Genomic DNA, 14,099 nt, shown 5'->3' on the forward strand with positions numbered 1-14,099 from the left:
TAATAATTTATCTTTAAAAGAGATATCTATCTAAGATATATCTTTTAAAATCGACTTTGCGGCCCCTTCATCTGTAATTAAAATAGTCGATTCAGGTGCACTTTTAAAATAAGATTTAATCGCTTTGGCTTTTGATTTTCCACCGGCAGCTGCAATCACATACGATTTATCAAATAGATCTGATATTCGTAAACCAATGGTGGGGACTTTATGTACTATTTCCCCTTTTTCATCAAAATAATAACCAAAAGCTTCTCCAACTGCTTTTTCACCTATTAATTTTTTCATAACGTTTTGTTCTGTCGCTCTTCTATTCGCCATGGTGATTGCCTCGCCGATACCATGCACAATAATATCAGCTGATTTAATTTTTTCTACAACATCCATAATAGCAGGTTCTTTCAGAAGAGATTGCTGAACTTCTAGGCTAACTTGATCTGGCACATATAGGACGCGGTGCACTCCATTTGTCTTCTCTGCCATTGTAGCACAGATAACATTGGCTTGATTTTTCAAGTCTTCCCCAAGTCCCCCTCGTGCTGGCACGAACAACAAATCTTTGCCTTGCCCCATCTCTGCTGTAAGCATTTCTGCGGTACAAGCCATCGTTGTTCCACCTGTTACGGCAATTATTTGCTGATCTTCGAAACAGCGATTAAGTGCTTCTGCACAAGCTTTCCCTAATTCCTCTTTTACAATTAAGGATTCATCGCTATCACCTGAAACGATCACTACTTTCTTAATGCCTAACTTTGTCTTTAATGCTAGTTCCGTCTCGCTAATGCCAGTCAATTCCCTCATCACATCTTCAAGACCTGCAAGCAATTTCTTGCCTTTGCCTGTAACAGACATGCCAGCAGTATTGATGCGGATTAACTGACCAGCCTTAAGAAACTCCGCCTCACTTCTTAAAATCCGCTCGGTTGTCCCTAGCATATGGGCAAGTGTACGCCTGCCAACAGGTTCCGTTAAACTAATAGAACGAAGGATCTGATAGCGATTTTGCATAACAGACAGCATATCTGGCACTAATTTTGATTGAAGCTTTAAAAGATTGTGCATGTTTTTGCTCCTTTACCAGAAGGTCGCCTATTGTCCCGTCAAGACATATAATGTCCCAATTTTACTATAGAAATAGGATAGCAGCTAATTTTATTGTAGCACTGGGTCTTTCACGAATCAATCTTAACACCGGGCATTTTTTGTCCCACATAGACATATTGTGACCCAATTAAAATACAATAAAACAATCTACAATTATTTTACCATTAGTCGTTTTTTAAAGCAATTTAGATTTGACTTTTTCCTCTAAAATCAATAAATCAACGATACCTGATTGAACAATCTCTCCATCGATTTCAATCACAGGAATCATCAAACCGTATTTTTCAGTCCATTCTTCGTTTGATTCGATGTCTTTTTCAATGATATGAATCGGATAATCATTCTGTAGTAGGTTTAGGATACTTTTCGCATCGACACAAAGGCTACATCTGTCTCTTGTGTAAAAAATAATCTCCATAATCTATCCTTCTTTCTTATTTCCTTTTTCACGTTGTTACGATAATTATTTTTAGGATGTGTACAAGCGCCTTTTTTATGTTATAATGAACATAGAAACCTTACATTTGCATACAATAATAAGGACCGTCCATGCGCGAACATGGATCAGTCCCCAATAGACCGATCCCCGTCAAGAGGGGTAGGTAGCGGGCAAAATAATCCCTCACATACCTGCCAGAGTGCATGAGGGATTATTTTTTATGGTTTTTATCAGAAACGATAAACGCAATTAACATCCCGAAAGATATCATAAGCGTTAACTCACTAACAATGTCCATTGGCATCACCTCCCTCCCGGGAAGTCTCTCATCCGAAGACTTACGGCAGAGCAACAGTGCTACCAAATTCCCTCATGCGAAGCCGATCTATTGTTCTTATATTATACCATATTAAAAGGAGCAATAGGCCGATTCCTTTAATGGATTGGAAATTTTTATTAAACAAACCGCTCTAACACACAAAAAATATAGCTTGCATTCTATTGAAACTTGTTCTATAATTTCATATCGTACGCTTCTTTTTTTGCCCTCGTAGTGTAACGGATAACACGTAAGATTCCGGTTCTTAAAATGTGGGTTCGATTCCTGCCGAGGGCGTAATAATACTGATACACCAACTTTTGTTGGTGTTTTTTTATGTTGTTGACCAAGTAAGTGGATTTTTCATTCATATATAAAAACAATATCCCAAATTAAGAAGGAGGGACAAGGAAAGCTGCCCCGCATTGACGCGAAGTTTTGCGTTAACAAAAATCACATATTTTTGTTTAAAATCATCTCAAATGGAGAATATGGTATGTTATAGGAACAAATTTCCAAAAGTCAAATGTCAGGTTGATTATTTGACCTTTATTGACCATCAGTGTATGATAAGAATACATAAAGTTTTCAACACTTTAGGGAATCTGTTTTTTTAAAAAAGGAGGAGAAATAAATGAATTTAATTCCTACAGTTATTGAACAAACAAGTAGAGGGGAACGAGCTTATGACATTTATTCTCGTTTGCTAAAAGACCGTATTATTATGCTTGGAAGTGGTATTGATGACAATGTGTCAAATTCCATTGTAGCACAGCTTTTATTCTTAGAAGCGGAGAATCCTGAAAAAGATATTACGATCTTCATTAACAGTCCTGGCGGAAGTATTACAGCAGGAATGGCGATCTATGATACCATGCAATATATTAAACCAGATGTCTCTACAATTTGTACGGGGATGGCTGCCTCAATGGGGGCTTTCTTGCTCGCCGCTGGTAAAAAAGGCAAAAGATTTGCTTTGCCTAACAGTGAAGTGATGATTCACCAACCACTTGGTGGTGCCCAAGGGCAAGCAACTGAAATTGAAATTGCGGCTAAACGGATTCTATTCTTACGTGAAAAGCTCAACCAAATTTTAGCTGATCGTACAGGTCAACCACTTGAAGTCATTCAACGTGATACAGACCGCGATAACTTTATGACAGCTGAAAGAGCGAAAGAATACGGGCTAATTGATAGAATCATCGAACGTAAAGAAGAAATTGAGGAGAAAAAATAATATTACCTAAAATTTCAAAAAGGTGATGAAGATTACATAATGATCTTCATCACCTTTTTGATTGGCTTGTTTACTTCTAAATTAGAACCCGGCTTATTAAGAACCTATTTCTTGAAATTGGATATTATGCAATCTCGCAAATAGTCCATTTTGTTGGACTAATTCCGTATATGTTCCATCTTCTTCAATGCCATTTTCTGTTACGACAATCACACGGTCTGCATCGCGAATCGTCGCCAGGCGATGAGCAATCACTAATGTCGTACGGTCCACAGCTAGTTCATTCAATGCTAATTGAATAATTTTTTCTGTTTCCGTATCAAGAGCTGAAGTGGCTTCATCCAAGATTAGGATTGGTGGATTCTTCAAAAACATGCGAGCAATGGCCAAGCGCTGTTTTTGACCACCAGATAGTTTTAAGCCTCGCTCACCAACTTGCGTTTCAAAGCCTTCAGGAAGTGAGTCGATAAAGTCCTCTAAATGAGCTTTCCTGGCTGCCTCACGTATTTCTTCTTCACTAGCATTCTGTTTTCCATAAGCAATATTTTCAAGAATTGTCCCTGTAAACAAAAAGACATCTTGCTGAACAATCCCAATTTGAGAGCGTAGCGAATGTTTGGTCATATCTCGAATATCTATTCCATCAATCTTAATGGCCCCTTTGTTTACATCATAAAAACGCGGGATCAAAGAACAAATCGTCGTTTTTCCTGCACCAGAAGGTCCGACAAAAGCAACAGTCTCCCCTGTGCGAATATTTAAGTCAATTCCTTTCAATACCTCTTTATGTTCATCATATTGAAAGTGAACATCCTCAAAAGAAATATTTCCCCTTAAGTAATCAATCGCAACAGCATTAGGACGATCTTGCACTTCTGGCTCTTGATCGATAAGATCCCTGAATCGTTTAAATCCAGCCATCCCTTTCGGATATAATTCAAGCAAAGCACTAATTTTATCCACTGGTTTGATCAATACATTTACATAAAGAACAAAGCTAACCAATTCTCCGTATGTTAGTTTTCCATTAAAACTAAACCATGCTCCTACAACAAGCACCAATAAAGTAACCAGTCTTGTCATCATATAAATGCTGGAATGAGTTCCTGCCATGACTTTGTATGCCGCGAGCTTGGCGATCCGGAATAACCCATTATCTTTTTTGAAGCGATGAATTTCAAATTGCTCATTTGTAAAAGACTGGACAACTCGGGCACCAGAGACACTGTCTTCCACTCGAGCATTGACGTCCGCAATCCGGCTGTACATGTTTTTCCATGCATGGTTCATTTTAATATTGCAATACGTCACCAACCAAATGAGGAAAGGCACCATAATGCAAGTTATTACGGCTAAGCTAGGATTAATTTGGAACATGATCGCAAAAGCCCCAACAAAGGTCATGATCGCAATAAAGAAATCCTCTGGACCATGGTGGGCAAGCTCGCCGATATCAAATAAATCATTCGAGATCCGGCTCATAATATGGCCTGTCTTCGTATTATCAAAAAAGCGAAACGATTGGCGCTGAACATGGGTAAATAATTGCTCGCGCATATCTGTTTCAATATTAATTCCCAGCTTATGTCCTAAATAACTGACGATATATTGAAGTAATGTGCTCAATAAATATACAATGAGTAACAGAACACCCACCGTAAATATTTTATTCCAATCGCCTTCCGGTAATAGTTGATCAATAAACCATTGAACCGCTACCGGAAAAGCTAATTCTAGAATAGCCACGATCACCGCACTTGAAAAGTCGATAATAAATAAACGTCTATGTGGTTTATAGTAAGAAAAAAACTGTTTTAACATCGTCTAGCTCCTTCAATCATTAAATCCAATTCTACTATCTTTTATAGTGAATCCATTGAATATATCGTCCATGTTACCTCATTTCTTATGTATGGTCCATCCCTATTTTTTTCCAAAGAAAAAGAGTGTTAAACAATGCATTCAACACTCCTTTTCAAGCACACTAATTATTATTTTCAATAAAGTTGGACAACTGCGCAACTGCTTCTTCTTCATCACTACCTGTAGCAGAAAGTGTTACAAGTTCATTTGGTCCAATCGCAAGACTCATTAAACCCATGATACTTTTTGCATTGACATTTCGACCGCCTTTTTCCAGATAAACATCTGCGGCAAAATTGCTTGCCTCTTGCACAAATTCAGCTGCATGACGAGACTGTAACCCAGCTGGCAATTTAACTTCTATTTCCTTAGCTACCATAGTTCCTCACCCCTTTCCTTATTTATATGTGTTGCTTGTTTCACCTTTGCGTATTTTTTCTGCAATTTCATCGATTTTTCTTAATCGATGATTAATGCCCGATTTGCTGATTGAATTTCCGGAAACCATTTCGCCTAATTCCTTCAAGGTTAAATCTTGATGCTCCATACGCAAAATGGCAATCTCTCGAAGTTTTTCAGGCAAGATATCTAAGCCTTCTGTTTCCTGTATATAGCGGATATTTTCCGCTTGTCTTAATGAAGCACCAATCGTTTTATTCAAATTAGCTGTTTCACAATTCACAAGCCGGTTCACGGAATTTCGCATATCCCGAACAATTCGGACATCCTCAAATTTCAATAAGGCATTATGAGCTCCGATCACACTAAGGAAATCAGCAATCTTCTCAGCTTCTTTTAAATAGGTAATATACCCATTCTTGCGCTCTAAAAACTTGCTATTCAATGAAAATTCATTCATGAGTTCACTGAGTGCCTGATTATGCTCTTTATATAGAGAGGCAATTTCAAGGTGATAGGAAGATGTCTCCGGATTATTGACAGAACCACCTGCTAGGAATGCCCCTCGTAAATACGAACGTTTGCAACACTCATCTACAATTAATTCTTGTGCAATGTCGTGTATAAAGGTAAAACCTTCCCCTAAAATTTTCAAATCGCGCAAAATGGTTTCTGACTGTTTTTTCAGACGGACAATATAGACATTATTTTTTTTGAGACGCATTTTCTTCCTAACTAATAATTCTACTTCAGTTGCATAAATCCTTTTTATTAAAATATAAATTCTTCTAGCAATGGCTGCATTTTCGGTTTGCACATTTACAACAAGAATACGATTGGAAAAGGAGAGTGAGCCATTCATTCTAATCAGGGCAGATAATTCAGCCTTTGCACAGCAATCTGCAGGTTCTAATGTTGTTAATTCTTTTTTTGTGTCTGAAGCAAACGACACCTCTGCCACCTCCTAAGAAAATCGCAAGCGCCCATCATTATACGGCTAATGCATAACATCCTCTAAGCATATTCATGATGAAAGCTTTTTCCATTTGCATGAGGATATATGTAAGTCATTAGATAACCGATAAATGAACTGTTTTCGCAACAATTCCTTTTCGTTCACTCCTATTTCTTTTCAATAAGAGAATAAAGAATCTGAGCGACTTTTGCAGTATCGTGTCGAACGAGTCCTTTATCTAAGCCAATAATTTCTTCTGCAATAACGCCAACTCCCAAATTCGCCAAGTTCTCTACATCAAAAACAACCGGTCTCGCTTGCTCTTCCTGGTATCGATATTTTAAATGGGTTGGGATTGGTTTATTATTGACAAGCACAAGATCAATAAAGGGACGATCCATATGGGAATATAGCGCGCGAATATGATCACTTGCGGAAAAATTCAATGTTTCTCCAGGCTGTGTCATCAAGTTGCAAATATATACTTTTTTGGCTTTTGCTTTACAAATTTCTTCCCCAATTCCAGGAACTAATAAATTTGGTAAAAGACTGGTATACAAACTTCCAGGTCCTAGCACGATCAGGTCCGCTTCACGAATCACTTGGACGGTTTCCCTCAAGGGCTTAATCGGCTCAGGAGTTAAAAAAACTCTTTTAACAGCTTTCCCTGATTCAGGAATTTTCGATTCACCACTTACAATCGAACCGTCCTCCATTTCAGCATTCAATACTACACATTGATTGGCTGCAGGAAGAACATGACCGCGTACATTTAATACCCGACTCATCTCTTGGATAGCATGAACAAAATTCCCAGTGATGGACGTGAGTGCGGCGAGAATTAAATTTCCTAGAGAATGGCCAGAAAGCTCACTATTTGAATTAAAACGATGCTGAAACATTTCAATGATCAAAGGTTCTTGATCAGATAAAGCAGCAATGACATTTCTTACATCCCCTGGTGGCGGTATTTCCATTTCCTCTCTTAAGCGCCCTGAGCTTCCACCATCATCTGCCACTGTCACAATGGCAGATAAATCAACAGGGAGATTTTTTAAGCCGCGCAATAGAACGGGTAACCCTGTACCCCCTCCTACGACAGCTATCTTGGGACTTGATGTTTCTGTCATAGTGTTTTTCCCTTTCTCTTTTGAATGTCTCGATGAGTAATCGATACGTGATAATCATTTTCATAAAATTTACCAATATATTCAGAAAGGGCGACAGAACGATGTTGTCCGCCCGTACAGCCAATCGCAATCACAAGCTGGCTTTTCCCTTCCCGTTTATAGAGGGGCAGCATAAAAGTGAGTAAATCTGTCGTTTTCGCAAGGAATTTCTGTGTATCATTCCATTTTAAAACATATTGATACACTTCTTCTTCCATTCCAGTTTTAGGCCGCATGTGATCAATATAATGCGGATTTGGTAAGAAACGTACATCAAATACTAGATCTGCATCAATAGGAATCCCATGTTTAAACCCGAATGACATCACATTGACCGTAAAGGCGGTCTTTCTGTTCGCGGAAAAATCTTCTATAATTTTTTCACGCAATTCTTTCGGCTGCATATTGGATGTGTCATAAATTAACTGAGCACGACCTTTTAATTCATCTAAAATATGACGTTCTCGTCTGATTCCTTCAAGAGGTAACCCCTCTGTTGCAAGCGGATGGGAACGACGTGTTTCTTTATAGCGTCTTACAAGAGCCGCATCATTTGCATCTAGAAAAAGAATTTGGGGAGTCATCCATGTTGAACCAGAAAATTCATCCAACACACGTAATAAAGTATCAAAAAACTCACGCCCTCGTAAATCCATAACAAGCGCTACTTTATTCATCTTATTTCCAGATTCCTTCATTAATTCCAGAAACTTTGGCATCAATGCAGGAGGCAAGTTGTCCACGCAAAAGAAGCCTAAATCTTCGAAGCTATGAATGGCGACTGTTTTCCCTGCCCCTGACATTCCGGTAATTATGACTAGTTGTATGTCTTCAGATCCTATTGTGCTCATGCATTCCACTCCGTTTTCCGTTTCGCTTTCTTTCTCATGATATTATTATACTATCAATGAGGTGTAAATAACAGCCTGTCAATTCTTTTAAAAGTGGGAGTTATTTTTTGTCAGCTATAAAAAGCTGTAAAAAAAAAAGCACAAGCCCTAAGGCTGTGCTTTCAAAAAAGGGATATTGTATAAAAAGGGGGTCAATATCTCATATATATAATGTACCCGAAAATCATTGCACTACTGTTACAAACAGATTAATTCAGTGTAACTTTTTTATTGCGTCCAAATTGCAAGAACGGACAGCATTTCCCCCTTGTTAAAACAGGCTTTATTATTGAGCAGTACCTATTTTATCCTTTAAATTTTCAATAAAAATTTGTGCACTTTGCGCAGCAATACTCCCATCCCCTGTTGCAGTAACAATTTGGCGAAGCAGTTTATCACGTACATCTCCAGCTGCAAAGATACCGGGAATTTTCGTTTCCATGTCTTCATTTGTTTCAATATATCCTTGGGAGTTAGTAATTCCTAGGTTTTCAAATGGTTTTGTTAATGGATCCATTCCAATATAGATAAAGACACCATCTGTTTTAAAATTGGATTCCTCCCTAGTCTCAGTAGAAATGAGCGTGACAGAACCGACTTTTCCATTTTCCTCATTGACTTCTTTTACGGTGTGATTCCAGATAAATTCAATTTTGTCATTGGCAAAAGCACGATCTTGGAGGATTTTTTGAGCTCGCAGTTCATCACGACGATGGACAATTGTCACTTTACTAGCAAAACGAGTAAGGTAAACACCTTCTTCAACCGCTGAATCTCCACCGCCAACAACAACAAGCTCTTTATTCTTAAAGAAGGCTCCATCGCACACAGCACAGTAAGAAACACCTCGACCGGTTAGCTCAGTTTCACCTGGAATGCCGATTTTACGGTACTCGGCACCTGTTGTAATAATCACAGCACGTGCTTTATATTCTTTGTTACCTGCTTTTATCACTTTATACGTTTCTTTATCCGTTACTTCTTTTATATCCCCGTAAGCATACTCAGCGCCAAATTTCTTTGCGTGGTCCATCATCTTTGTGGACAATTCTGGACCAAGAATATGTTCAAAACCTGGGTAGTTTTCCACATCCTCTGTATTAGCCATTTGCCCGCCCGGAATACCGCGTTCAATCATTAGTGTAGACAGATTGGATCTTGATGTATAAACAGCTGCTGTCATTCCAGCTGGTCCTGCTCCTATAATAATCACATCATATATTTTCTCATCTGACATGCTGTACACTCCTTTTGTTATCTATTCCATAGAGAATGTTCAAAAAGACCAGTAAAAATTAATCCAGCAAATTTTCACCGTATAGGATGTACTAGTGCTTAGTCACTGACTTGAGCCTTTTTATCCTTCTTTTTGAACATACATTTATTATTACTGATCTATTTCTATCGTATTAAAGAGCGCCAGTTTCGTCTATTTATCTGCTCATTCTAATTCGTTTTCCAAAATACGGACATACTTCCGTAAAGTGGAAGTCGAAATAGCATACTCCTTAGCTATTTCCAATTGTGTTTTTTTATTATGGCGCGTTTTTAACCAAATATACTCTATTGCACCCGCTAAGGCGAAGGGATTTTTAATCGCAGTTTGATTTTCAAGCATTTTAAAAAAAGCACGAAACCATAATAGGAGTAAGCTACGTCTTTCCCATGCTTGTGCTTGATATTTCTCGAATAATACCATTGCCACTTCATGTCCTTGCATGATCTCATCTTCATGCGAAATAAATTCAGGATTTAGTTCTGTTTGTAAAATATAGTTTAAATATCTTTTTTCAAATGGCGTAAATTTGTCTAAGTCCATTTGCTCCAATTGTTTATAAATTTCTGCTTTAGATGTGGACACAGAGATTAAAAAGATTCCATATAACCTATTTTCAAGGTGCTCACTAGTCAACCATTTCATAATGGTCACATCCTCATTCTCAAAATGAGTAATCGCTTCTTCTGTGACCTTCCAAGGTTCCTTTTGTGAAAGCGCAGGATTGATTTTGGTTAATTTCTCCCAAGCCTCCAAGGCTACTTTATGATTTCCAGAAAAATAAGCGGATTTCGCTAACCAATAATAATAAGAAGAATCTCCTTCATATCCATATTTCTGTAAATGACGTAGCCAAGAATAGGCTTGATGATACTTTCCAGCCAAAGCAAAGGTAGCGCCTAGTTTATAACGATGTTCAAAATGAATCGGTTGGACTTTATCCAATGCTTGGAGTAATTCCTCTAACGCCTCTAGCTTGTCTTCATAATAAAGAAATACAGCTAAGTTACAGAGAGCATGTAAATTGCCTGGACTTTGCTCCAATACATATTGAATGATTTCAAATGCTTTTGTTGTTTTACCTTCATAAAAATACGCCAGAGCCAAATTATTGTATGCTGGCCAAAGCTCAGGATAATCTTTCACAGTTTGTTCAAGTATTTCGATTGCTTGTGACATTAAACCTTCTTGCAATAAATCTCTGGCTTGATCAAGTTGGGCAATCATTTCATCTTGTTTAACAAGTTCAGAAAAGCTTTCATCATCTTCTACACCAATTAAATCTAATAACTCTTTTGCTTCTTCCGCAAATTCTCCTACTTCGTCTAACTCAAGATAGAGTTGCGCATTCTTATAGGCTTCTGTAAATAGCCCCAAGTGGGCATCATTATTAGCCATAAAATAATAACATTCGGTTAAACTTTCATCTAATTCTGCCAACACCATTTGTAACAGCTTATTGGACTCCTCATATTCTCCAATTTCAGTGTGAACAATAGCTAATTGACAGGCAATGATCGGTTCCAAGGGCTCTAATTCAAAAGCTCTTTTCAAATATTTTTTCGCTTTCTTCATATCAAAACGATCATATGCTTTTATACCTCTATTAAAATAGTATTCTCCTGTTGGGATAAAAGAAAATATTTTGGCTTTATCTAATTTTCCTTTCGAGTTGTTAAACATCAAAATCCTCCGTTGCTGTATTCCTTGTCGCTTTTTGTAGTATATCATACGACACCCACGCTGACACACCTCGAATTTTGGAAATTTTTCTACTTTTATACCATTTTTTATAAGAAAAGCGCAAGCGCCCGCCTATCGGCGACAAGCAAATGTTCCTGAACCTAGAAAGGGTGCATTTTCCCTTTATAGGTTCAGAGTTATTAAGCAGAACATCGGCTAAGTTCGCCCCGTCCTGGCGGCAGACTCAAACGCGACGTCCTGTCGCTTCATCTGCACTAGTACATCCTGTACGTCGCAACGCCGATGGACTCGCTCCTGCGAGCCTCGAGCCGATGGCGCCTGGAGCTGGACAACTCCAAAACTCGGGCTTAAAGCAAATCCTAAGGAAAATTTTATACTTTCTTACCTTATAGAAAAATGTAGACCAGGTAAAACTACATAGGCCTGCCTCTTTTGCTTTATATATTGCAAAACAGAGACAGGCTAAAAGCATAAATGGGGCTGGGACAAAAGTGGTTTCACCAAAGAAAAAACCGAACTAGTATGATGCATGTCCTCGCTCCGGAAATATACTTCGCTTTCCGCGGGCGGCTGGTGAGCTTCCTCGTGCTATCGCACTCCGGAATCTCACCGATGCCTTTCCTCCCGCTGGAGTCTACGTATATTTCCTCCGCTAAGGTAATGCATTGTTCGGTTTTAGAGCTTATTTTTTTAGTTTTTTCCTAGCCTCATTCATCCCATAAATGGGGTCATCTTTCCAACGCTCTTCCCGCTCTTGCTTTGTATAGATCACTTTCATTGGGTTTCCCCCTACGAATGCTCCTGCGGGCACATCCTTATGCACAAGAGTACCTGCTGAGACAATCGCATGATCCCCAATTGTAATTCCTGGCAAAATCGTGGTATTGGCTCCAATCATGACATGGTCACCAATACTCACTTGCCCTAAACGATATTCTTTAATCAAATATTCATGTGCTAGAATCGTGGTATTATAACCAATCACAGTATTTTCCCCAACCTTGATTTTCTCTGGAAACATCACATCTAACATAACCATCAAAGCAAAAGCTGTTTTTTGACCGACCTCCATTTTTAGGAAACGTCGATACAGCCAATTTTTTAGTTTTAAAAAAGGGGTGTATCTAGCTGCTTGAATGACGATGAAGTTTTTCATTACTTTCCAAAATGGAACGGTTTTATACACATGCCAAAGTGAGTTCGCTCTTTCTACCGGAAAGCGCTCCGTGCGTCTCATTGAGGTTTAACCCCAATGATATTCAATAAATCAGCCATATGATCCAACATAAAATCAGGATGATAACTTTGTAAATGATCCTTCCCTTTCAAAGACCAAGCAACCCCGCAAGTAGTGGTACCCGCATTTTTACCACCAAGAATATCATGATAATTATCTCCAATCATGATCGTTTCCTCTGGTTGTGAATCAAGTAAATGCATGGCCTTATTTAATGGTTCAGGATCTGGCTTTACATTTTCCACTTCATCCATTGTAATCACCACTTTAAAAAATGGCTCTAAATGGGTTAATTTTAGGCCTTTTAAGACTGTATTTCTTTTCTTTGTTGAAACAATTGCCAATTTATAGCCATTTTCATGTAAAGTCCGTATCGTTTCAAAAACGCCATCAAATTCCTTCACAAGCAAATCATGTTGTTCAAGATTATGTTTTCGATACACTTGAATCATTTCTTCGGCTTTCTCAGGGTCTAGCCCATGAAACACATCGAATAAGGATGGCCCCATAAACGGAAGCACGTCTTCACGTTGGAACCTGCCAGGAAAATATTGTTCCAATGTATGTAAATAAGAAGAAATGATTAATTCATTCGTGTCAATTAAGGTTCCATCAAGATCAAATAATAATGTTGTAAGATTCTGTCGCATGCCAAAGCCCCTTCCTATCTTGTCCTTCTCTGGTGTCACGAACCTTGATCCTTATATTTTTGTTTGGCCATTCCCGTGTAACGACGATAGAACCAAATCGCAATGGCAATTAAAATGATGACAAGTGAAATGACTTGAGCCATCCGTAATGATTCCAGCATTAAGCTGTCCGTACGCAGTCCTTCCACAAAAAAACGGCCAATTGAATACCAAATAAGATAACTTAAGAATAGTTCCCCACGTCGCAATGAGCTTCTCCTTAAAAGAAGCAGGATGATAAAACCGAGTATATTCCAGACAGATTCATATAAAAAAGTGGGGTGATAATACTCTCCATTTATATACATTTGATCAATAATAAACTGTGGTAAACGGAGATTTTCTAGGAATGCTCTAGAAACAGCCTCCCCATGTGCTTCTTGATTAATGAAATTCCCCCAACGTCCAATCGCTTGTCCTAAAATAAGACTTGGGGCGGCAACATCTGCCAGTTTCCAAAAAGATATATTTTTTTTGCGGCAAAAAATTACTGCGGTCGCAACGGCTCCGATTAGAGCTCCATGAATGGCGATCCCACCTTCCCAGATCCTAATAATCTTTTCTGGGTGCTGGGAATAAAAGCCCCATTCAAACAGTACATAATAAATCCGCGCACAAATAATTGAAATCGGAATCGCCCAGATCAAAAGATCCGTAAATGTATCTTTTGGAAGTCCCCTCTTATTCGCTTCACGTACAGCAACAATAAGAGCCAGAGCAATTCCTACCCCAATAATAATGCCATACCAGCGAATAGCAAAAGGTCCTAATTCAATCGCTATCGGGTTAATTGGTTCAATGCTCATTCTTCCTCTCCT

Annotated in this window: 13 protein-coding genes and 1 tRNA gene; 2 read left to right on the forward strand and 12 right to left on the reverse strand. The window is 38.5% G+C overall.

The window, feature by feature from the left end; all coding sequences use genetic code 11:
- Window positions 1-30 precede the first annotated feature (30 nt).
- Together IPU53_RS03765 and IPU53_RS03770 are read right to left on the reverse strand one after the other, a co-directional pair.
- Window positions 31-1,062, reverse strand: a complete 1,032-nt coding sequence (locus IPU53_RS03765) for a sugar-binding transcriptional regulator (protein WP_207447846.1) — start codon at window positions 1,060-1,062, stop codon at window positions 31-33.
- Window positions 1,063-1,279: 217 nt separating this feature from the next.
- Complete coding sequence (locus tag IPU53_RS03770; protein WP_207447848.1) at window positions 1,280-1,522, reverse strand: glutaredoxin family protein; 243 nt, start codon at window positions 1,520-1,522, stop codon at window positions 1,280-1,282.
- Between the two features lie 565 nt (window positions 1,523-2,087).
- Here IPU53_RS03770 and IPU53_RS03775 point away from each other — a divergent pair.
- A tRNA-Arg gene (locus tag IPU53_RS03775) sits at window positions 2,088-2,159 on the forward strand.
- A gap of 337 nt (window positions 2,160-2,496) precedes the next feature.
- Complete coding sequence (gene clpP / locus IPU53_RS03780; protein WP_207447850.1) at window positions 2,497-3,099, forward strand: ATP-dependent Clp endopeptidase proteolytic subunit ClpP; 603 nt, start codon at window positions 2,497-2,499, stop codon at window positions 3,097-3,099.
- 96 nt (window positions 3,100-3,195) lie between these two features.
- Here clpP and IPU53_RS03785 read toward each other — a convergent pair whose 3' ends face one another.
- The 10 genes from IPU53_RS03785 to lgt form a co-directional block, all read right to left on the reverse strand.
- On the reverse strand, window positions 3,196-4,920 hold the full coding sequence (locus IPU53_RS03785; RefSeq protein ID WP_207447852.1) for an ABC transporter ATP-binding protein: 1,725 nt from the start codon (window positions 4,918-4,920) through the stop codon (window positions 3,196-3,198).
- Window positions 4,921-5,083: 163 nt separating this feature from the next.
- A complete protein-coding gene (locus IPU53_RS03790; RefSeq protein WP_207447854.1) occupies window positions 5,084-5,341 on the reverse strand; it encodes an HPr family phosphocarrier protein in 258 nt (85 codons plus the stop codon).
- 18 nt (window positions 5,342-5,359) lie between these two features.
- Window positions 5,360-6,313 carry a DNA-binding protein WhiA gene (gene whiA / locus IPU53_RS03795; RefSeq protein ID WP_207447856.1) on the reverse strand — a complete coding sequence of 318 codons (954 nt, stop codon included), beginning with the start codon at window positions 6,311-6,313 and terminating at the stop codon, window positions 5,360-5,362.
- A gap of 170 nt (window positions 6,314-6,483) precedes the next feature.
- The gene (locus IPU53_RS03800) at window positions 6,484-7,446 is read right to left on the reverse strand and encodes a gluconeogenesis factor YvcK family protein (protein WP_207447859.1); all 963 of its coding nucleotides are present in this window, start codon (window positions 7,444-7,446) and stop codon (window positions 6,484-6,486) included.
- Window positions 7,443-8,336, reverse strand: a complete 894-nt coding sequence (gene rapZ, locus IPU53_RS03805; RefSeq protein ID WP_207447861.1) for an RNase adapter RapZ — start codon at window positions 8,334-8,336, stop codon at window positions 7,443-7,445. The genes IPU53_RS03800 and rapZ overlap by 4 nt, the downstream gene beginning before the upstream one ends.
- 325 nt (window positions 8,337-8,661) lie before the next feature.
- Complete coding sequence (gene trxB / locus IPU53_RS03810) at window positions 8,662-9,612, reverse strand: thioredoxin-disulfide reductase (protein WP_207447863.1); 951 nt, start codon at window positions 9,610-9,612, stop codon at window positions 8,662-8,664.
- Window positions 9,613-9,816: 204 nt separating this feature from the next.
- On the reverse strand, window positions 9,817-11,334 hold the full coding sequence (locus IPU53_RS03815; protein ID WP_207447865.1) for a tetratricopeptide repeat protein: 1,518 nt from the start codon (window positions 11,332-11,334) through the stop codon (window positions 9,817-9,819).
- 703 nt (window positions 11,335-12,037) lie between these two features.
- Window positions 12,038-12,592 carry an acyltransferase gene (locus IPU53_RS03820; protein ID WP_207447867.1) on the reverse strand — a complete coding sequence of 185 codons (555 nt, stop codon included), beginning with the start codon at window positions 12,590-12,592 and terminating at the stop codon, window positions 12,038-12,040.
- The gene (ppaX, locus tag IPU53_RS03825; protein ID WP_207447869.1) at window positions 12,589-13,242 is read right to left on the reverse strand and encodes a pyrophosphatase PpaX; all 654 of its coding nucleotides are present in this window, start codon (window positions 13,240-13,242) and stop codon (window positions 12,589-12,591) included. The genes IPU53_RS03820 and ppaX overlap by 4 nt, the downstream gene beginning before the upstream one ends.
- A 35-nt stretch (window positions 13,243-13,277) precedes the next feature.
- The gene (gene lgt / locus IPU53_RS03830; RefSeq protein WP_207447871.1) at window positions 13,278-14,087 is read right to left on the reverse strand and encodes a prolipoprotein diacylglyceryl transferase; all 810 of its coding nucleotides are present in this window, start codon (window positions 14,085-14,087) and stop codon (window positions 13,278-13,280) included.
- Window positions 14,088-14,099 lie beyond the last annotated feature (12 nt).

The organism is Bacillus sp. SD088 (genome assembly GCF_017355205.1).
Lineage (GTDB): Bacteria > Bacillota > Bacilli > Bacillales > Bacillaceae_C > Lederbergia.